Here is a 20,137-nt window from a genome sequence, read left to right on the forward strand (position 1 = left end):
AAATTTAATACAAGGGAAAATATTTGTTGGTTTTTTTTTTTCATAAAAAAGTTTCCCTAATACAACAATTGTGCAGGAAGGCAAGGAGGAGAAAACATATGAATAAAATGAAATCTTTACTACGATTCACACTGATTGGAGTAGGAATTGTTATGTTCATTACTGGTTGTAGTTCGAATGAGGATCGTTCGGCAACATCAGATTCTTCAAATTCATCCGGTGAATCGAAAAATCAAATTACGATTGTAACTACAATTGCACAAATTGCAGAACCGATTGAACAAATCATTGGAGATATGGGTCAAGTAGAAAGTTTAATGGGTCCAGGAGTCGATCCTCATTTATATGAAGCAACCCAAGGGGATATTACAAAACTTCAAAAGGCCAATATTATCTTTTATAACGGTCTTAATTTGGAAGGGAATATGGAGGAAATTTTTGAAAATATAAAAGATCAAAAGATGACGCTAGCTTTAGGTGAAACAATCGATGATTCCAAATTGTTAAAAGATGAAGAAGGAGCTCTCGACCCACATATTTGGTTCGATATTGACCTATGGAAAGAAGCGTTGGAAAGTGCAACGGAAGTAATAAAAGAACATTCTCCAGAAAATGCAGAGACCATAGAACAGAATAAGCAAAATTACTTTGCAAAAATGGATGAACTGAAAAAAGAAGCTGAGGAAAAGATGTCAAGGATTCCAAAAGAACAAAGGATCCTCGTCACGGCCCATGATGCTTTCGGCTACTTCGGACGGATGTGGGATATTGAAGTCGTCGGTTTACAAGGATTAAGTACGGAAGATGAAGTTGGATTATCAGATATTCAATCCACCGTGGAATTACTCATCGAAAAACAAGTACCTGCTGTTTTCGTAGAAAGTAGTATTAATCAAAATTCCATCAAGGCGGTTATAGAGGGAGCTGCGAAGGAAGGATTGGAAGTTGAACTTGGAGGAGAACTATTTTCTGATGCGATGGGTGAAGCAGGAACGGAAGAAGGCACATATATTGGAATGTATCGACATAATGTGGAAACGATTTATCAAGCTTTAAGGCGAGGTGGTGACTCATGAACATCCTTGAAGTAGAAGGAGTAAGTGCAGCGTACCGGAAAAATACCGTATTAAACGATGTGTCATTTTCCATTCCGAAAGGTTCATTAACAGGTATTGTTGGTCCAAATGGAGCGGGAAAGTCGACGTTAATCAAAGTCTTACTTGAACTTCACCCAAAATTATCGGGAAACGTGTATTTCTTCGGTACATCACTAAAAAAAGTGAAATCGAAAGTCGGTTATGTCCCACAAAGGGGATCGGTCGATTGGGACTTCCCGACAGATGCCCTCGATGTGGTAATGATGGGAATGTACGGTCAAATCGGCTGGCTAAAATGGCCGAAAAAAATACATCGAAAAAAGGCAATGGAAGTGTTGGATAAAGTTGGGATGGCCGATTTTTCCCATCATCAAATTAGCGAACTATCAGGCGGGCAGCAACAACGTGTATTTTTAGCAAGAGCATTAATTCAAGATGCAGATCTGTATTTCATGGATGAACCATTGGCGGGGGTGGATGCAGCAACAGAACGGGCGATCATGGCGATCCTTCGAGAATTGAAGAACAAAGGGAAAACCGTTCTCGTTGTCCATCATGATCTCCAAACGGTCGAAGACTATTTTGATCGTGTATTATTTTTAAATCGTACTGTTGTGGCCCATGGAAATACCAGTTCCACTTTTACGACACAAAACATCGAAAAAGCGTATGGTGGAAGTGTCCGTTGGTTGAAGGAGGGAATCGGCATTGTCGGTACTCACCTCCAGTAACTATTTATGGGTATTATTTAGCACACTTTTACTTGGTGTCGCCTCTGGATTGGTTGGCAGTTTAGTTTACTGGAAAAAACAAAGCTTAATGAGCGATGCATTATCCCATGCGGCTTTGCCTGGGGTTGCCATCGCCTTCCTTTTATTTCAAGTAAAGGATTTCTTTATATTAATTATTGGGGCTGCCCTTAGTGCCCTGCTTGGTGCTTTTTTTATCATGGCAATTAAAGAGAAGACTCGGATTAAAGAGGATACAGCCATGGGAATGATCTTAGCGGTATTTTTCGGCGGAGGAATCGTACTGCTCACACTGGTGAATCGCTATAGTAGTGGAAATCAAGCCGGTTTGGATAGTTTTATATACGGCCAGGCAGCGTCGATGGTAGAATCCGACGTAAAAATTATGTCGGCATTGGCAATCGGGGTTATATTAATCGTTATGGCTGGATTTAAAGAGTGGAAACTATTTCTATTTGATCCGGATTTTGGAAAAGGTTTAAAGCTTCCCATTACCGCATTGAACACGATTTATTTATTTCTACTTGTAGTAACAATTGTTATCGGTATTCAAGCGGTAGGAGTCATATTAATGTCCGCCCTTCTCATTATTCCACCGGTTGCAGCCCGTTACTGGACCCATTCTTTCCGAAATATGTTGTTATTATCTGGATTTTTCGGTGGGATTTCTGGTGCAATCGGAACGACCTTAAGTGCTTTTGGGGATGGCTGGCCAACAGGGGCGTTTATCGTCCTTATTTCAGGGATCATTTTTACATTTTCCATGTTTTTTGGATCGAAAAAAGGAATGGTGGTGGAATTTACCATCCTTCGAAGTAAAAAGAAAGAATTACAATCATACTCGGTAAAGGGGGGAAGGGGATGACCTATACGGGATGGATTTTATTAACGGCTTCTCTCGTCGGTATTTCTTCTGGGATCGTCGGTGTCTTTTTAATTTTACGACGAATGGCAATGATGGCCGATGCAATAAGCCATACGGTTTTACTCGGCATTGTTACCGCCTATTTAGTTACGAAAAGTTTAAGTGGTTTTCATATGCTTGTTGGAGCGGCGATTGCAGGAATCGTGACAACCTTTCTCGTCCAATGGTTGCATTCTAAAGGAGTACAGCAAGACGCATCCATCGGCGTTGTATTTACAACATTATTTGCACTGGGCGTTATTTTAATTGCCACGAAGGTCGGGAATGCCCACTTGGATGTTCAACATGCATTAATGGGGGAAATTGCCTTTATCCCTTGGAATACGATGGAGGTCCCCTTTTTAGGTAAGATCCCTATAGCAACATTTATACTTGGTATTGTTCTTATTCTCGTCGTCACAGTCATCGGTTTGTTTTATAAAGAGTGGAAATTGACAACCTTTGATCCGGCGCTTGCTGCAAGTTTAGGTATTCCCGTATTGGCGATGCATTATATATTTATGACCCTCGTTTCTATCACAACGGTTGCTTCCTTTGATGCGGTAGGGGCGATTATGGTTGTAGCTATGCTTATTACCCCAGCTGCCTCCGCGTACCTTTGGACGGATAAGTTGTTGGTTATGATTGGATTAAGTGCCTTTTTCGGGGTAGTTTCTGCATGGATCGGTTATTATTTTGCCCTATGGATCGATACGTCTATTTCCGGTTCGATGGCTTTTGCCACAGGGGTGATCTTCCTTATTAGTTTTCTCTTTTCACCGAAGCATGGGATGCTATCCAATTGGTTAAAGCCCCAAGCGGGTAAATCGTAACGAAAAAAATGAATCGAATTGATGAAAAATCTCAATATATTTTCATCGACTTTTTCTATGGATTTCGTATAATGGGTGAAAAATAGTAGATGAATTCTAGCCATTTATAAAAGCGGGGCAGTTCAAATTGAACAGCCCCTTTCTTCGTAAATGAAATTCGATTGACTTCATTTCGGTGGTACTTTCCAAAGAAGCGATCTAGCCTTTTCGACTCGTAAGCTCGTCTGTCGAGTCTTCGGTTCGTGCGATTCCCGCTGAAGTCGCCACCACCGTCCTTCTTTTTTCCATGTATTTCACTTTGGACCATGGCAATCCCAAATTGGATTGGAGAAAGTTATGAGGAATAACTTTTTATTAATTTTTTATGTTCCCATGGTTTCGAAAGCCAACGTTTTAATGCAAAAATCCCTCGGAACCATTCATCCATACCTTGGGCAATCCAAATCCCAAGAAGTCCTAAACCAAAGAAAATCCCGAATACGTAACTAAAAACAACAGCGATTCCCCACATGGAAATCATACCGATGGCTACAGGAAAGCGCACATCTCCAGTAGATTTTAAAGACCCCATTAAAACGATGTTCATCGCTCGTCCTGGTTCGATGAATACAATCGCCCATAGAACCGGTAAACCGATAGCGATAATATTAGGGTCGGAAGTAAATACTTCTAGGAGTGGTGCTCCAGTGAAAGCGATGATTAAGGAAATCAAAAGGGATATAACCATCGCAATTTTCAATGTTTTTAGGCCCCTTTGTAAAGCACGGTCAAATTGTTTTGCTCCAATATAACGGGCTACTAGTAATTGGGTACCTTGTGAAATAGCGACGGCAAATAAAAAGCAAACCATAGAAATATTGATTAAATACACCCTCGCAGCTAAGGCAGCGTCACCGATCATCGAAACGAAGCCAGTGATAACGATTTGGGAAAATTGGTATGAGAAATTTTCCCCGGCTGATGGTACACCGATTTCAAGCAATTTCCAAATATTCGATCGATCCATTTGGAATAGGTCTTTTACATAGAGCCGTAATGCCAATTTTTTATAAACGAGAAATAGGAAGGCAGACACAGCAAACGCTCTGGCGATAACGATTGACCAACCGACTCCGATCACACCTGTTACCGGTAGCCCGAAGATTCCAGTAACAGCAATGATATTTCCAATAATACTAATCAAGTTCATAAAAACTGTGACAATCATCGCTTCCTTCGTATATCCGTGACTCCGTATTACCGCGCTTAAGGCTAAAGAAATCGCCTCGAGAAATAAAGAAAGGGAGGTGATTTGAATAAAGGTTTTAGCAAAATAAAAAACCTCGCCCTCAATATGATAAAATTGTAAAAATATGGAGTTCCCTAAAAGGACGATAACTGTAACGATCATTCCAATCCAAAAATTAAATCCAAAGGCAGATCGGGCTAATTGCCTTGCTTTATCGAATTGTTGTGCACCTAAATTTTGCCCGATTAGAATGGTCGCACCGATGGAAGTCACAGTAAATAGTAAAATAAAAATATTGAGTATTTGATTCGCAACACCGACACCTGCTACAGCTTGATCGGAATAATGACTTAAAATGAGTGTGGCGATAATCCCAATACTCATATGAAGGGTGATTTCAATAAATAACGGCCAAGTGATTTGAAACAACGTCTGTTCTTTGTATTTTTGATGGTCTTCTGTCAAAAAATATCCCTCTTTGTTAAAGATTCAATTAACACCCATTGTATACTCATTTTAAGAAAAAGTGAACAAAAAATATTTAAAATAAAAAAATAGTCGTCTTCCAAAAATCGGAGTCTGACTATTTTTCTATGGTTGACGCGTTTATTCTTTTTTCTTTTTTGTTCCTTTAGGAATACTTCTCCCACTTTTCACAACTGCTTCGCGCAATAAGTACTCAATATGACCGTTCACACTACGAAATTCATCCTGCGCCCAACGTTCAATCGCGCGATACAAGTCGGGATCAATTCGAAGGGGAAATTGTTTCTTTTTTGCCATTTTATTTCCTTCTCACTAATAGAGTGTCCCGGCATTTAAAACCGGTTGGGCGCCACGATCAGAAATAATGGCCACCATTAAGTTATTTACCATATTCACTTTCCGTTCTTCATCCAAATCTAACACTTCATCCTTTTCCAATTGTTCCACTGCCATTTTGGCCATGGACACTGCCCCTTCGACAATTTTTCTACGGGCGGATAAAATGGCTGTCGCCTGTTGCCGTTGTAACATAGCACTAGCGATTTCCGTGGAATAGGCGAGATGGGTTAATCGCGCCTCCAATACTTTCACACCAGAGACGTTTAACCGTTCTTGTAAGTTATTTTTCAATTCTTCGGAGACAATATCGGCATTTCCTCTTAAGGAAAGGTCACTATCTGAAAAATTGTCATAGGGATAATTGGTTGCCACATGGCGGATGGCCGTTTCACTTTGGATTTCAACGAATTCTTCATAATTGTCCACATCGAAAACTGCTTTTGCTGAATCGATCACTTTAAAAACGACGACAGCGGCAATTTCGATTGGATTTCCTTCCACGTCATTTACTTTTAATTTACTGCTGTTAAAGTTGCGAACTCGTAAGGAAACAGATTGCCTGATGGTTAAAGGCACCGTTAAAAATAAACCACTATCCGTAATACTCCCCATGTATTTTCCGAAAAAAATCACGACCTTTGCTTGATTAGGCTGAACAATCGTTATGCCACTAGCTAACAATGCAGCAAGCAAAGCCGATACAATTCCTGCAATGATGTACTCGTAGAAAAGGGAGAGAACTGCTAAAGCGACGAAAATGGCGATAATAACTACTCCGAGAAAACCATTTATAGACCAAGCTTTTTTTTCTTTCATACACATCCCTCCAATATTATTTTTATATTAAAATGATATCATAATTTCCAAAAAAATTCCACCCTAACTTTTATAATTATAAAAAAATAACTAATATTAGATAAATGACTGAATATCGGAATGTCCGTACATAAACAATGGACGATTTATTAAGATAAAGAAACGTGATAAATAATTATCAATTTTGAAACTTTTTGTTGTTTCAATCGTAAAAAATAGTACCGTTTGCCTAAAGTTTGACAAACATGTTTCTCCTTTCCTACTGAGGTATGGGAAAATTTAAAAAAGAAAAGGGAAGATGGATATGGGGTTTTTTAGTATGTCAGTGGAATCCATTTATTTGACCGTGCTCATCGTCTCAGGAATTCTTGTATTATTGTATATTTTATTCGGTGATGTTTTGGATGGAATCGGTGAAGGTGTTCCTTTTTTAAATCCTGTTCTTATTCTCGTTTTTCTCGTGTTTCTTTCTGCAACGGGCTACATATTAGAACTAATTAACGTTATGAACAGTTTTTTCATTTTACTTGTTTCGGCCATTGGCTCGTTTATTTTAACGACCCTTTTGAACCTTTTCGTTCTCGTCCCTTTATCTTCAGCAGAGGAATCCCTTGCCTATAGTGAAGAATCATTGAAGGGAAGGATTGGTACAATCATTGTTCCGATTCCGAAAGATGGTTTTGGGGAGGTGTTGTTTGAAAGCAAAAGTGGTAGGATTGCGAAAGCAGCGACGAGTTATGATGGAACGGAAATAGAAGAAGGGCTTCATGTGCTTGTCGTCGATGTGAAAGATGGGGTTGTGTATGTAAAACCGTATGATGAAAGAAGTTTGTATAGAAGTGATTTTTAAATTAAATGAATGGGAGGTTGATCTATGATGTTTGATGGAATAACAATTATTATTGTCATTGTTGCAATCTTAATTTTAGCATTAATCGGTGTTTTTGTATCAAAATATCGGACAGTTGGACCCGATGAGGCACTAATCGTAACAGGAAGCTATTTAGGGAGTAAAAATGTCCACGTTGATGAATCTGGAAACAAAATAAAAATCATCCGTGGTGGGGGTACGTTCGTATTGCCCGTTTTTCAACAGGCAGAACCGTTGAGTTTATTATCGATCAAATTGGATGTATCCACACCTGAAGTGTATACGGAACAAGGGGTTCCCGTGATGGCTGATGGAACGGCAATCATTAAAGTGGGAAGTTCCATTGGTGAAATTGCGACCGCAGCGGAACAATTCCTCGGGAAAACGAAACAAGATTTGGAAAACGAAGCGCGGGAAGTGTTAGAAGGGCACTTGCGTTCGATTCTCGGCTCCATGACCGTAGAAGAAATTTACAAAAACCGCGACAAATTTTCTCAAGAAGTACAACGGGTAGCAACGCAAGATTTGGCGAAAATGGGATTGACCATCGTTTCCTTCACGATTAAAGATGTGCGGGATAAAAACGGTTATTTAGATTCATTAGGAAAACCGAGAATCGCTCAAGTGAAACGGGATGCGGAAATCGCCCAAGCAGAAGCAGAAAAAGAAACGAGAATCAAGAAGGCGGAAGCGATCAAGGACGCAAAAAAGGCGGAATTGGAAAGGGCAACGGAAATCGCAGAAGCGGAAAAGGAAAACCAATTGAAAATTGCCGAATATCGAAGGGAGCAGGATTTTGCAAAGGCCCGAGCAGACCAAGCTTACGATTTAGAATCTGCCCGTTCTAAACAAGAGGTTACGGAACAAGAGATGCAAATAAAAATCATCGAGCGTCAAAAACAAATCGAATTGGAAGAAAAAGAGATTTTAAGACGCGAACGGCAATATGACTCGGAAGTGAAAAAGAAGGCGGATGCGGACCGATATGCCGTTGAACAAGCTGCTGAAGCGAATAAAGCGAAGGAAATCGCAGAAGCAGAGGCAAATAAATATCGGATTGAAGCGATGGCAAAAGCGGAAGCGGAACGGATTCGCTTGGATGGTTTAGCAAAAGCGGAAGCACAAAAAGCTCAAGGGGAAACGGAAGCAGAAATTATTCGCTTGAAAGGTCTGGCTGAAGCGGAAGCGAAACAAAAAGTAGCGGAAGCCTATGAAAAATTCGGAGAAGCAGCTGTCCTCGATATGATTTTGAAAATGCTTCCTGAATATGCGAAACAAGTGGCTGCACCGATGGCAAATATTGATCAAATCACCGTCGTCGATACGGGTGGATCCGACCAAAATGGAGGAGCGAATAAAATTACCGGTTATGCAACGAATTTAATGGCTTCATTACAAGAGTCTTTAAAGGCATCTACGGGTATTAATGTGAAAGAATTGTTGGATAACTTATCTGGAAAAGGAAATGGGCAAAAATAAAGGAGTAATGAAATGTAATGGATGCTGGGTCATCCCTGTGGGGTCCCTTTGTTTCGATTGATAAAATGAAAAAACACATTGGAGTCGTAATTGACAATCCAATGTGTTTTTTCTATTCCTCCCGTACTTATTCTGACGACGATTTTACCTTTTAACGCCAAAAGCTACATTTTCATCCAATGTTATACAGTTGTTGGGTCCTTTCTCCATATTCGCTTAAACACCTTTACAATTTCATTGACAATGACAGGTGTGATTGACACAAGAAGTAAAAATAACAAGTCACTGGTTGTCAAATAATGGATGTCAAATGCTGCATTAAGAAAAGGGACGTATACTAACAACGATTGAATCACAAGACCGACGAAAATGGCACCGAGCAAGTACATGTTTGTAAACAATCCAACTTGGAAAATAGATTTTCGTTGGCTACGTAAATTCAATGAATGCATGAGTTGGGAAAAACTTAACGTAATAAAAGCCATCGTTTGAGCATGGGTTAACGCATCATCACTAATATGTGCATAATTAATCGAGAAAATTGAATCTGCTCCCGTATAATAGGCTAGTCCAAATAGGAAGGCAAAGAGTGTTAACAATCCGATTAACATTCCGTTTAAAATCGTATAGGAGTAATTTCCGTGTAAAATGGATTCCTTCGAATTTCTTGGCTTCATTTTCATCACATCTGGATCATCTGGATCCATACCGAGGGCGATCGCCGGTAATGTATCGGTAATTAAGTTGACCCAAAGAATTTGGACGGCCGTTAATGGAGCAGGTAGTCCTAATAAAATCGCGATAAATAAAGCGGTAATTTCCCCTAGGTTACAGGAAAGTAAGAATAAGATCGCTTTTTTGATATTTTGAAAAATGTTTCTGCCCTTTTGGGCGGCTGCTACAATGGTGGCAAAATTATCATCCGTTAAAATGATATCGGAAGCACCTTTTGCTACATCGGTACCGGTAATCCCCATTGCGACGCCCACATCTGCCTGTTTTAAAGAAGGTGCGTCATTGACCCCATCACCGGTCATCGAAACGATCTGTCCATTTGCCTTTAACGCTTTAACGATTCGGACTTTATGTTCAGGGGATACCCGTGCAAATACTCTAACGGTTTTTACCCGGTTTTGGAGCTGCTCATCGGTCGTTTCATCTAGCTCTTTTCCAGTCATCGTTTCCGTTATATCCTTTGCGATTCCTAATTCCTTTGCGATGGCTAAGGCGGTCATTTGATGATCTCCGGTAATCATAACCGTTCGGATCCCCGCTTGTTTCGTTTGACGAATCGAGTCTTTCACTTCTTCCCGCGGAGGATCGATCATTCCGACTAAACCGAGAAACGTGAGATCGCTTTCCAGATTCTCATTGAATTCCTCTTCGGATACAACATCTTTCCTTGCAACAGCTAGAACTCTGAGTGCTTGATCAGACATTTCTTCCGCAGCCCGTTGAATGGAACGTTTGTCTTCCTCAGAAATCGGACGGACGGTCCCATCGATGTTAACGGACGTCAATAATGGAAGTAAACTTTCCAATGCGCCTTTTGTCACGGAAAAATATCCTTCACTTGTTTTATGGACAGTCGTCATCATTTTCCGATCTGAATCGAAGGGAAGTTCAAAAATTCGTTTGTATTGTTCGTCCACATTTTTCTTCGAATAACCGATCTTTTTCCCAGCAATATTCAGGGCGATTTCTGTCGGGTCTCCAGAGTTTTCTGTCGCATCATTACAAAGCATCATGCCGGTGAAAAATTGTTTAGCAGTATCTCCTACATTCGAATTCTTATGAAATTCCTCCATCGATTGTAACTGTCCATTTAAAAATACTTTCGTTACAGTCATTTTGTTTTGGGTGAGGGTACCCGTTTTATCTGAGCAAATCACACTCACCGATCCTAATGTTTCAACTGCAGGGAGTTTACGAACAATCGCATTTTTTTTGCTCATCACTTGCATACCGATGGCGAGTACGATTGTAACGATCGCAACCATTCCTTCAGGGATTGCAGCGACAGCTAGACTGATGGCAATTAAAAACATATCGAGCACATCTCGACCTTGGAAAAAACCGACGACAAACATCATCGCTGAAATAATCAGGGCGCCAATGCCGAGGATTTTTCCAAGCTGATCCAATTTTTTTTGTAATGGCGTAATTTCCTGCGATTGCTGTCCGAGCATTTTTGCAATTTTACCCATTTCCGTGTTCATACCGGTGCTAACGGCAATTCCCTCTCCCCGACCGTAAGTGGACACGGTATTCATAAAAGCCATATTTACCTGGTCTCCGAGGGGCACTTCTTCATCGGTTAACCAATGGGCATCTTTTGTGACCGGTACAGATTCACCGGTTAATGCGGATTCTTCAACTTGAAAATTCGCGGAATCAAAAAGGCGGAGATCGGCAGGAATGGAACGACCAGCATCAATTAAAATAATATCACCTGGAACGACTTCCTCTGATGGAATTTCTTTAATTTCTCCGTCCCTTCGAACAATCGCTTTTGGAGAGGACATTTTTTTCAGCTCTTCTAAAGCCTTTTCTGCCTTCGACTCTTGGACAACTCCAATCACGGCATTTAAGGCGACGACAAGTAAAATAATGATCGCATCCGTTACCTCACCGACAAAGGCAGAAATAACAGATGCGGCGATTAAAATCCAAATTAATAAACTGTTAATTTGTTCCCATAATTTTTTCCAAATGGAAGCTCTTTTCTGTTCTTCAAATTGATTTGGCCCGTATGTTTCCAAACGTTTCTTCGCTTCCTCGGAAGATAATCCCTTACGTAGGTCCGTTTGTAGTTCGGTTTTGATTTCGTCAATGGTTTTGGAGTACCAAAGTGACAACAGCTATCCCTATCCTTTCATGTTTTGAAATTTTCTTTAAAAACCTTACAAATACTATTAAAAAGGAAAAAAAAGGTGATTTCAAGATGTTTTCCTGATTTGTAAATGAATTCACAAAAATAGTATCTGTAGCAACAGGGTCAAATACTCATATAGGAAAGAGTTACCAGATGAAAGGGGAATGTTTCCAATTTGTTCAACTTTTTTATATAGGAAATATGATGGAAATGTATTATAATAAAATTGCTAATTGAAAATGATTATCATTAGAGAAAAAGAGGAGATTTCCCAATGGTCTTAACAGATTTAAAACAAGGACAAAGCGCAACGATTCAAAACATTTCATCACTAGATCAAGTGGTAAAAAAAAGATTAACCGATTTCGGCTTTCACGTCGGTTCAAAAATACAATATAAACGATCGATGCCCTTTGGGGGACCCTTTGTGATCGAAACGAAGGGACAATCGATCGCCATACGAAAAAAAGATGCAGGAAAGATTGAAGTGAACTTGTGATGACAAAAATCGCATTAATTGGTAATCCAAATACAGGGAAAACATCTTTGTTTAATGAATTGACCGGATCTTATGAGTATGTGGGGAATTGGAGCGGTGTAACAGTCGAACAAAAAATCGGGAGAATCCGGAACAATAAACGAATAATAATCATCGATTTACCTGGTGTATACTCCCTTTCCCCAATTTCGAAAGATGAAGAAGTGGTCAGTACCTTTTTTATAAACCAATCCTTTACAGGTGTTTTAAATATTGTGGATGCCTCCCAATTGGAGCGAAATTTGCATTTAACCATTCAACTGTTGGAATATGGAAAGCCACTGATCGTTGCTTTAAATATGATGGATGTCGCTCAAAGGCGTGGCATTCATATTGATGTTTACCAACTGTCTAAGCAATTGGGCGTTTCCGTCGTTCCGATTGTTGCAAGAACTGGGGATGGTTGCCAAGAATTAGTGGAAGAAGTCGATGGATTAAAGGGTCACAATCGACGGAATTTTACTATTGATTACGGTGAAGTTGTAGAACGGGGGATTCAAAAGATATCTGAACTGCTGGATAAAAATCCGACCCATTGTCCGTATGCCCGTTGGTTAGCTATTCAATTTTTCGAAGGAAATCCAGTGGTGAAATCCTATATCGAGCAATCCGTCGATCTGGAAGAGTTAAAGGAAATTATGGAAGAGGTTGCTGGAAAAATCGATAGCCCACTTTCGGAGTATATTTATACCGTTCGTAGTGAAAAAATCGAAAAAATCGTAAGCTCCACATTATCAAAAACTCGGAATCAAGCGGAGACCCTTTCAGAGAAAATCGATCGGTTCGTAACGAATCAATATTTAGGAATTCCCATTTTTTTGCTGTTCATGTACCTTGTGTTTATGATCACTTTCAATTGGGTCGGTTTCCCATTATCCGATCTTTTGGATGCCTTTTTCTCGGGCCCGTTAACCGATTGGCTGAAAATGACATTAACCGCTATCGGTGCGTCCCAATTCTTACACAATTTAATTTTGGAAGGCATCGTGCCTGGTGTCAGTGGGGTTCTCGTTTTTGTCCCGCAAATTTTTTTGCTCTTTTTCTTTATTTCTCTTCTGGAAGATTCGGGATATATGGCAAGGGCAGCTGTCGTTATGGACCGTCTGATGGAAAAAATTGGTTTAAATGGAAAAGCATTTATTCCGATGATTATCGGTTTCGGTTGCAATGTTCCAGGAATTATGGGGACGAGAATGATTGAACAGCCAAAGGAAAGATTATTGACGGTTCTTTTAACACCGTTAATGTCCTGTTCGGCTAGATTACCAATTTATGCCCTTTTTGCAGGAACCTTTTTTGTGAAACATCAGGCGACAGTAGTTTTCTCGTTATATGTTCTCGGAATCGTGATCGCTTTTCTTTTGGCAAAAATCTTTTCTAAAACGATTGTAAAAAATGAACCGAGCTTGTTTGTGATCGAGTTGCCTCCGTATCGTATTCCACACTTTTTGACCCTTTGGCGAAGCACATGGGATAAAGGAAAGGGATTCGTGAAAAAGGCAGGTACCTTTATCTTTGCTGGTTCCGTCGTTATATGGCTATTGACCGTAATTGGAACGAAAGGGTTTTTTGTTGAAATGGAAAATAGCTTTTTAGCGATGATCGGTGGGGTGTTTGCACCAATTTTCGCGCCTTTAGGCTTTGGTACTTGGCAGGCGGGTGCATCCCTTTTGACTGGATTTTTGGCAAAGGAATCGATCGTAGCGACGATGAATATTATCTATCATGTTCCGGATATGGATCAGTTACAAGGTATGGTTGCACAAAGTTTTACACCATTATCCGCCTATAGTTTCCTCGTTTTTGTTTTACTATATTTACCTTGTTTAGCGACCGTTGCGACGATTAAGAAGGAGACGGGCTCAGTCAAATGGACAAGTTTTGCAGTTCTTTACCCATTGGTTATTGCCTATTTCGTATCTTTCATCGTGTATCAAGGAGGAAAAATACTCGGCCTTGGTTAGCGAATGTTCGCTCAATGTATTTTCATTTCATAGATCCGTGGGTATTTTGAGAATTTAGTATGCGGAAAGTAGTGAGGGCGATGTTGATCGATTTCCTTTTAGGGGGTGCCATTTTTAGTTATGCTATTTGGGCCCTTGTTAAACATATTAAAAAAACAAAAGCGGGTAAATGTGCTTCCTGTGCCTTGAAAGATTATTGTCAATCATCATGTATTCACGATTTGAATAAGAAATAACGAAAAGCTGTTCTTTTTTCTTTTGGAACAGCTTTTTCTACTGGGTTGAAAGTGAATAAAGGATGAGTAACATCGAAAAGAAGAGTCATTTGATGTTTGTCGATGGATGGGTTGTTTTTAAAATGTATATGGTGGAAAAAAGTTAAAGGTTGGAACCACCTGTTCAAACATTTGTGAGCTTCTTTTTGCTTTATAACCGTTTTTTTGGAAAATGTGCGATAATCTATTTTAATGCCCGCTTGTATCCTCGAGTGTTTGCCTCCACCCATTTCCCAAGTTGAAATATTGCATCCTCATTTCCAACAGCACTGATGATTTGAATACCAATTGGAAGTCCTGAATCATCCTCGCTAACAGGTATGGTTAAGGAAGGAAGTCCCCAAGTATTTGCATATGCGACAAAGGGAATATATGTTAAAAATTTCTTGAAAATGGAAAACAATTCCCAATATAGTTTTCCGTGGGGTAAAGCGGTTGTATGATAAACGGGTAAAATTAATATGCGATTTTCTAAGTAGGAATCAACAACCTTTTCACCGCGGTCAATTTTTTCATTTATTTCTTCTATCTCCCTTTTATTCGGCCGGTAAAAATTTGCTCCAAAAAGAGCCCAAGAAAGGTAAGGATGGAACTCTGAGGATTTAAACAATTGCTCCTTTAAAAATTCGAGTAAAGGGCTTTTCCTTTTTCCTTCGAAGGCGATTTCTTTATTGTTTTCTCCACCGTCGATCGACATAATCAGTTGCCATAGTCGAGCTGATTCACGAAAAAAGGGCGGTTCTTCATCTAAAATAACGAGATCGTCGGAAAGGATTTTTTTCACCTGTTCTAAGGCGGCTTTTGTCATTTCATCAACGGGATAAACTAGATGATTGATCGGAATAACAGCGGAAAAACTGGATAACTCTTTAGCAGGGGACGGATTATCCCTAATAATGGAATGGATTAGTTCCGCATCCCGTACCGACTTGGCAATCGCGCCGATACCAAGCATTCGCTCTTGTTGAGGAATGGATATGTACGGAAATGATCCTATTTGGGATACTTGCCTATTTCCACTTTTAAATCCGACGGTTCCGTTGAAATGGCTAGGAAATCGGATGGAACCGCCAATGTCAGAACCAATTCCTACCGCTGCTCCGCCTGCTGCAATTAATGCGCCTTCTCCTCCACTGGATCCTCCGGCTGTTCTGTCCAAGGACCAAGGATTATTCGTCCGTCCATACAGTTTATTATCCGTTTCTTGGCAAAAACATAGTGCTGGTGTATTTGTTTTTCCGAGAATAATCGCCCCTTCCTTTTTTAACCTTTTGACTACCTCCGCATCTTCTTTTGCAATTTCATTTTTTCTCGATACGAGTCCCCCGGTCGTTTTCATCCCTTTAACGTCAAAAGATTCCTTTATACTAATCGGAACACCGAATAGTTTACCTTCAAATATTCCTTTTTGAATTTGTTCGTCCACTTGTTTTGCTTCTTGTAATGCTCGATCGAATCGTTCTTCTGTCAGACAGTTGAGGGATGGTTGAATGGCTTTTAATCGAGAAATGTATGTGCGGATAGCAAGCTGTGATGAAATTTGTTTATGTTTTATTTTTTCAGCGAGGGTAGTTGCATCCATATCTAAAATTTCATCTTGCCGAACCTCTTCAACTTCCAAAAATTACACTCCTTCCTATTCTTTTTTATCCTTTCATTTCTTCATAAAAGAGAGAAATCCTCTTTTTTTAAAAAAAATTTGACTAAAGGGTTGTATTGCGAAAGAATAAGTGGTATAAATATACATATATTTTTATAAATATACAACAAGGGTGATGGAATGAAGGATAAAATACGATTTTACTTGGAAAATATTATGGGAGAATTATTCGGATTATGCAAATATATGTATAAACATCCAGAGTTAGGTGATCGGGAATTCGAATCGTCCAAACGATTAGCCAATTTCCTTCGTGAAAACGGGTTTTCGATTGAATGGGGAATTGTCGGTCGGGATACCGCCTTTCGAGCTGAATTTTCTGGATCAAAACGAGGACCAACGATTTGTTTTTTGGCAGAATACGATGCTCTCCCTGGAGTCGGTCACGGTTGTGGTCATAATTTAATCGGTACGATCAGCACGGGGGCGGGAATTATTTTAAGTAAATTTTTGTCAGAGATAGGTGGCAAAGTAGTTGTATTGGGCACGCCTGCGGAAGAAACGAACGGAGCCAAAGTACCGATGGCAGAACAGGGAATTTTCGATGATATCGATGTGGCAATGATGGTTCATCCGAGTGATGAATCGTATATGAGTGGGGATTCTTTAGCGATGGATGCGTTGCAATTTACATTTTTCGGAAAATCCGCCCATGCAGCAGCTGCACCGGAAAAGGGGATAAACGCCTTAGATAGTGTAATCCTCCTATTTAATGGGATCAATGCTCTTCGTGAACATTTACCAGCTGATGTGAAAATTCATGGGATTATTAACGAAGGGGGAAGGGCAGCTAATATCGTTCCGGATTTAGCATCCGCTCAATTTTATATTCGTGCAAGTACACGTGCGGTTTTGAATCCGGTGGTAGAAAAAGTGAAGAATATTGCTAGAGGATCCGCGTTGATGACTGGTGCAAGACTGGAAATATCAAACTATGAATTAAGTTACGACAATATGGTGACAAATCAACATTTATCGAAGGTTTTTACAAAACATTTGTCAGAAATCAGTTCGAAACCAATCCATCCACCAAAACAGGAATACGGTTCTCTTGATATGGGAAATGTTAGTCAAGTCGTTCCTGCTATTCATCCATATATCGGATTAAATCACCCTGGCTTGGTCGCCCATACGAAAGAATTTGCTGATCGAACCGTTACAGAACATGGACGTCAAGCGTTAATGGAAGGAGCCCTTGCATTAGCATATACCGGATATGATTGCTTAACAGATTCGAAATTAATGCGTGCCATTCAAGAGGAGTTTTTAACAAACAAAAATAGATGGGAGAACAATTGTTTATAAAAAATAGAAAGTTAGGGGGAAATAAAAATGAAAAAATTGATTGGAATAATGTTTACGATACTAACGATGATGGTTATTTTAACCGGATGTGGAGGAGGAACTGAAAATAATACAGGAGATTCCTCTAAGGAGAAAAAGGTACTAAAAATGGCGACTTCCGCCGATTTTCCACCTTTCGAATCGTACAATGAAGAAGGGGAATTTGTCGGATTCGATATCGATTTAGCCCAAGCGATTGCCGATGAATTAGGATATGAATTGGAAATTCAAGATATGAAGTTTGATGGACTAATCGGTGCGTTGCAAAGTAATCGGGTCGATATCGTATTAGCTGGGATGAGTGCTACGGAAGAGCGAAAGAAAAATGTGGATTTCTCAATCGAATACCACCGTTCAGGGGAAATGTTTTTAACAAATGCAGATAAGCCAGTTACTAGTTTAGAAGAATTAGAAGGAAAATTGGTCGGTGTACAATTGGGAACGATTCAAGAAGAAGGTGCTGACGTACTGAAAGAAGAATACAGCTTTGAGGTAAAAAAGGTAGATAGTGCGGCGGTTCTCGTTCAAGAATTACTGTCTGGCAGGGTTGATGTCATTTACATGGATAAACAAGTGGCAACCGGCTATATGGAAGAACACGGTTTAGCAGGCTTTGATGATCCGACGACAAGTTCTCCAGGAATGGCCATTGCATTTCCAAAGGGAAGTGATCTTGTCGAAAAAGTAAACGACATTTTGCAAACATTCCAAGAAAACGGGAAGTTGGATGAGTTGAAAGATAAATGGGAATTAGAAGAGGGTTGAGGGGACGGTTCCTTCGTCCCACTGGGTCGAGGTTCCGGTTCTTTTTGGGTCGAGGTTCCGGTTCCTTTGTCCCACAATTAAAATAGAAAATCGAATTGAGGTGAATTGGCATGAATTTGGATTTTTCCCAAATCGTGCCTTTTATTCCTTTTTTATTAAAAGGAATTGGTGCGACTTTACAATTTGTGAGCATTTCTATATTATTAGGGTTTATTTTAGGGACGCTTCTAGCTCTCTGCAAAATTACGAATATTCGTCTGTTAAAAATATTTGCTAACGTTTATACGTCAATATTCCGGGGAACACCTTTGATTTTGCAATTATGGATTATTTATTTTGCGGTTCCTCAATTAACGGGATATGACATTCCAGAATATTTAACTGCGATTTTAGCCTTCGGACTGAATTCGGCAGCTTACGTTTCAGAAATTATTCGGGCGGGAATTATGGCTGTTGACAGAGGTCAGATGGAAGCGGCAATGGCTTTAGGAATCCCGTACAGACCGATGATGTTGAATATCATTTTACCCCAGGCGATAAAAAATATTTTACCCGCCCTTGTAAACGAGTTTATTACGTTGACGAAGGAATCGGCTATTGTTTCAACAATCGGTTATCTCGACTTAATGAGAAGGGCGCAAATTATCGGTGCTCAAATTTATCGGAACTTTGAAGCACTCTTCCTTGCAGGGGTAATCTATTGGGTCATGGTTTATATTTTGACGAAAATCGGTGAGCTGGTTGAACGGAGGCTGAGACAAAGTGATACACATTCATGATTTAACAAAAGTGTTCGGAAAAAATACGGTTTTAAATAAGGTAACGACTTCGATTGATAAAGGGGAAGTCGTGACGATCATCGGTCCATCTGGTTCAGGAAAATCAACCTTATTACGTTGTATCAATTTACTTGAAAAACCAACTTCAGGAACAATACGGATTGGCAACGTAACGATTACCGATCCGAAAACGAATATTATGGAAGTTCGAAAAAACATTGGGATGGTGTTTCAACAATTTAATTTATTCCCCCATATGACTGTTTTAGAAAATATTACCTACGCACCCCAAAAGGTGAAACATATTCAAAGGGCAGAAGCGGAACAAAAGGCGAGGGAATTATTAAATAAGGTCGGCTTATTGGACAAGGAAAAGGCGTATCCGAATCAGTTATCCGGTGGACAAAAACAAAGGGTTGCCATTGCCCGTGCACTAGCGATGGAACCGGAAATTATGCTTTTTGATGAGCCAACATCCGCCCTTGATCCGGAAATGGTTAAAGAAGTATTAGATGTAATGAAAGATTTGGTCGAACTTGGTATGACGATGGTCGTCGTTACCCATGAAATGAATTTTGCGAAAGAAGTGGCGGATCGTGTAATATTTTTAGATAACGGGGTATTGATAGAGGAAGGAAACCCACAGGATTTTTTCAATCAGCCAAAAACGGAACGGGCAAAACTTTTTTTATCAAAAATTTTATAAACGAAAGTTGCCGGTATTTTAAATATCGGCATTTTTTATATGGCAGGGTTTATTTTGTGGGAAACTGGATTTTTGACGACACGATTTAAATACTGAGAAGATTTACTTAGGGTCAAAAAAAATTTAAAATATTTTTGAACGGGTATGATCGATTGAAACAATGGATAATGCGTGAAAATTCATATTTTTATATGTATAAAAGCATTTAAATTAACCGTATAAAATCAATTTGAGATTAGTACATTTTCTTTTATTAGAGGAAAAAAAGCGGCCGGAAAAATAGTGTATATTAAGAAATTTTCAATTATAATGATAAATGATTGATCATATGGGTTGTGACCTCCACCTTTGAATTAATTATGTTTTCATCGAAGGGAACTGCTAACTTAAAATTATGATTCTATTATTTTATAAATCTTGAAAAAAGGA

The 20,137-nt window shown here is 39.5% G+C and carries 19 protein-coding genes; 13 read left to right on the forward strand and 6 right to left on the reverse strand.

Annotated elements, in window-relative coordinates; all coding sequences use genetic code 11:
- The first annotated feature begins 107 nt into the window (after positions 1-107).
- The 4 genes from OE105_RS00950 to OE105_RS00965 are packed head-to-tail and all read left to right on the forward strand — an operon-like array spanning position 108 to position 3,583.
- Positions 108-1,076 (forward strand): metal ABC transporter solute-binding protein, Zn/Mn family, encoded by a 969-nt coding sequence (locus OE105_RS00950; RefSeq protein WP_420842582.1) that lies wholly within the window; start codon positions 108-110, stop codon positions 1,074-1,076.
- Positions 1,073-1,828: a metal ABC transporter ATP-binding protein gene (locus OE105_RS00955; RefSeq protein ID WP_275420876.1), complete on the forward strand. Its 756-nt coding sequence runs from the start codon at positions 1,073-1,075 to the stop codon at positions 1,826-1,828. The genes OE105_RS00950 and OE105_RS00955 overlap by 4 nt, the downstream gene beginning before the upstream one ends.
- Positions 1,806-2,711 (forward strand): metal ABC transporter permease, encoded by a 906-nt coding sequence (locus OE105_RS00960; RefSeq protein ID WP_275420877.1) that lies wholly within the window; start codon positions 1,806-1,808, stop codon positions 2,709-2,711. Before OE105_RS00955 ends, OE105_RS00960 begins: the two co-directional genes overlap by 23 nt.
- Positions 2,708-3,583 carry a metal ABC transporter permease gene (locus OE105_RS00965; RefSeq protein WP_275420878.1) on the forward strand — a complete coding sequence of 292 codons (876 nt, stop codon included), beginning with the start codon at positions 2,708-2,710 and terminating at the stop codon, positions 3,581-3,583. The genes OE105_RS00960 and OE105_RS00965 overlap by 4 nt, the downstream gene beginning before the upstream one ends.
- Before the next feature lie 55 nt (positions 3,584-3,638).
- On the opposite strand, the gene OE105_RS00970 is transcribed toward OE105_RS00965, so the two are convergent.
- From OE105_RS00970 to OE105_RS00985, 4 genes are all read right to left on the reverse strand, one after another.
- Complete coding sequence (locus OE105_RS00970; protein WP_275420879.1) at positions 3,639-3,890, reverse strand: hypothetical protein; 252 nt, start codon at positions 3,888-3,890, stop codon at positions 3,639-3,641.
- Between the two features lie 27 nt (positions 3,891-3,917).
- The gene (locus OE105_RS00975) at positions 3,918-5,276 is read right to left on the reverse strand and encodes an MATE family efflux transporter (RefSeq protein ID WP_275420880.1); all 1,359 of its coding nucleotides are present in this window, start codon (positions 5,274-5,276) and stop codon (positions 3,918-3,920) included.
- Between the two features lie 141 nt (positions 5,277-5,417).
- Positions 5,418-5,594: a type II toxin-antitoxin system antitoxin gene (locus OE105_RS00980; protein ID WP_275420881.1), complete on the reverse strand. Its 177-nt coding sequence runs from the start codon at positions 5,592-5,594 to the stop codon at positions 5,418-5,420.
- Positions 5,595-5,609: 15 nt separating this feature from the next.
- Positions 5,610-6,452, reverse strand: coding sequence for an SPFH domain-containing protein (locus OE105_RS00985; protein WP_275420882.1), 843 nt, complete (start codon positions 6,450-6,452; stop codon positions 5,610-5,612).
- A 304-nt stretch (positions 6,453-6,756) separates the two neighbouring features.
- Here OE105_RS00985 and OE105_RS00990 point away from each other — a divergent pair, with 304 nt between their 5' ends.
- Both OE105_RS00990 and OE105_RS00995 read left to right on the forward strand, forming a co-directional pair.
- Positions 6,757-7,302: an NfeD family membrane protein gene (locus OE105_RS00990; protein ID WP_420842553.1), complete on the forward strand. Its 546-nt coding sequence runs from the start codon at positions 6,757-6,759 to the stop codon at positions 7,300-7,302.
- A 27-nt stretch (positions 7,303-7,329) separates the two neighbouring features.
- Positions 7,330-8,802 (forward strand): flotillin lipid rafts scaffold protein FloT, encoded by a 1,473-nt coding sequence (locus OE105_RS00995; protein WP_275422060.1) that lies wholly within the window; start codon positions 7,330-7,332, stop codon positions 8,800-8,802.
- A gap of 182 nt (positions 8,803-8,984) precedes the next feature.
- Here the strand turns inward: OE105_RS00995 and OE105_RS01000 are convergent, their stop codons facing one another.
- Positions 8,985-11,660, reverse strand: a complete 2,676-nt coding sequence (locus OE105_RS01000) for a cation-translocating P-type ATPase (protein ID WP_275420884.1) — start codon at positions 11,658-11,660, stop codon at positions 8,985-8,987.
- Positions 11,661-11,951: 291 nt separating this feature from the next.
- Between OE105_RS01000 and OE105_RS01005 the strand changes: the two genes are divergently transcribed.
- Genes OE105_RS01005 through OE105_RS01015 form a run of 3 tightly spaced genes read left to right on the forward strand, consistent with a single transcriptional unit; the run spans position 11,952 to position 14,415 of the window.
- Entirely contained in the window at positions 11,952-12,176 is a 225-nt protein-coding gene (locus tag OE105_RS01005) for a FeoA family protein (RefSeq protein WP_275420886.1), read from the forward strand.
- Positions 12,176-14,179: a ferrous iron transport protein B gene (feoB, locus tag OE105_RS01010; protein WP_275420887.1), complete on the forward strand. Its 2,004-nt coding sequence runs from the start codon at positions 12,176-12,178 to the stop codon at positions 14,177-14,179. Before OE105_RS01005 ends, feoB begins: the two co-directional genes overlap by 1 nt.
- 59 nt (positions 14,180-14,238) lie before the next feature.
- Positions 14,239-14,415: a FeoB-associated Cys-rich membrane protein gene (locus OE105_RS01015; RefSeq protein ID WP_420842555.1), complete on the forward strand. Its 177-nt coding sequence runs from the start codon at positions 14,239-14,241 to the stop codon at positions 14,413-14,415.
- Between the two features lie 223 nt (positions 14,416-14,638).
- On the opposite strand, the gene OE105_RS01020 is transcribed toward OE105_RS01015, so the two are convergent.
- Positions 14,639-16,075, reverse strand: a complete 1,437-nt coding sequence (locus OE105_RS01020) for an amidase (RefSeq protein WP_275420888.1) — start codon at positions 16,073-16,075, stop codon at positions 14,639-14,641.
- Positions 16,076-16,234: 159 nt separating this feature from the next.
- Here OE105_RS01020 and OE105_RS01025 point away from each other — a divergent pair, with 159 nt between their 5' ends.
- The 4 genes from OE105_RS01025 to OE105_RS01040 all read left to right on the forward strand — a co-directional run bounded on the left by OE105_RS01025 (position 16,235) and on the right by OE105_RS01040 (position 19,708).
- On the forward strand, positions 16,235-17,419 hold the full coding sequence (locus OE105_RS01025) for a M20 family metallopeptidase (RefSeq protein WP_275420889.1): 1,185 nt from the start codon (positions 16,235-16,237) through the stop codon (positions 17,417-17,419).
- 27 nt (positions 17,420-17,446) lie between these two features.
- Positions 17,447-18,223 carry a transporter substrate-binding domain-containing protein gene (locus tag OE105_RS01030; RefSeq protein WP_275420890.1) on the forward strand — a complete coding sequence of 259 codons (777 nt, stop codon included), beginning with the start codon at positions 17,447-17,449 and terminating at the stop codon, positions 18,221-18,223.
- A gap of 110 nt (positions 18,224-18,333) precedes the next feature.
- Complete coding sequence (locus OE105_RS01035; RefSeq protein WP_275420891.1) at positions 18,334-19,002, forward strand: amino acid ABC transporter permease; 669 nt, start codon at positions 18,334-18,336, stop codon at positions 19,000-19,002.
- A complete protein-coding gene (locus OE105_RS01040) occupies positions 18,986-19,708 on the forward strand; it encodes an amino acid ABC transporter ATP-binding protein (protein WP_275420892.1) in 723 nt (240 codons plus the stop codon). The genes OE105_RS01035 and OE105_RS01040 overlap by 17 nt, the downstream gene beginning before the upstream one ends.
- The last annotated feature ends 429 nt before the right edge of the window (positions 19,709-20,137 follow it).

It is taken from the genome of Fervidibacillus halotolerans (assembly GCF_026547205.1).
Lineage (GTDB): Bacteria > Bacillota > Bacilli > Bacillales > Caldibacillaceae > Fervidibacillus > Fervidibacillus halotolerans.

Coding starts and splice junctions, on each gene's coding strand:
- OE105_RS00950 (WP_420842582.1), top strand. CDS start 108: ATGAAATCTTTACTACGATTCACACTGATTGGAGTAGGAATTGTTATG.
- OE105_RS00955 (WP_275420876.1), top strand. CDS start 1,073: ATGAACATCCTTGAAGTAGAAGGAGTAAGTGCAGCGTACCGGAAAAAT.
- OE105_RS00965 (WP_275420878.1), top strand. CDS start 2,708: ATGACCTATACGGGATGGATTTTATTAACGGCTTCTCTCGTCGGTATT.
- OE105_RS00970 (WP_275420879.1), bottom strand. CDS start 3,890: ATGGTCCAAAGTGAAATACATGGAAAAAAGAAGGACGGTGGTGGCGAC.
- OE105_RS00980 (WP_275420881.1), bottom strand. CDS start 5,594: ATGGCAAAAAAGAAACAATTTCCCCTTCGAATTGATCCCGACTTGTAT.
- OE105_RS00985 (WP_275420882.1), bottom strand. CDS start 6,452: ATGAAAGAAAAAAAAGCTTGGTCTATAAATGGTTTTCTCGGAGTAGTT.
- OE105_RS00990 (WP_420842553.1), top strand. CDS start 6,757: ATGGGGTTTTTTAGTATGTCAGTGGAATCCATTTATTTGACCGTGCTC.
- OE105_RS00995 (WP_275422060.1), top strand. CDS start 7,330: ATGTTTGATGGAATAACAATTATTATTGTCATTGTTGCAATCTTAATT.
- OE105_RS01005 (WP_275420886.1), top strand. CDS start 11,952: ATGGTCTTAACAGATTTAAAACAAGGACAAAGCGCAACGATTCAAAAC.
- feoB (WP_275420887.1), top strand. CDS start 12,176: ATGACAAAAATCGCATTAATTGGTAATCCAAATACAGGGAAAACATCT.
- OE105_RS01015 (WP_420842555.1), top strand. CDS start 14,239: ATGCGGAAAGTAGTGAGGGCGATGTTGATCGATTTCCTTTTAGGGGGT.
- OE105_RS01025 (WP_275420889.1), top strand. CDS start 16,235: ATGAAGGATAAAATACGATTTTACTTGGAAAATATTATGGGAGAATTA.
- OE105_RS01030 (WP_275420890.1), top strand. CDS start 17,447: ATGAAAAAATTGATTGGAATAATGTTTACGATACTAACGATGATGGTT.
- OE105_RS01035 (WP_275420891.1), top strand. CDS start 18,334: ATGAATTTGGATTTTTCCCAAATCGTGCCTTTTATTCCTTTTTTATTA.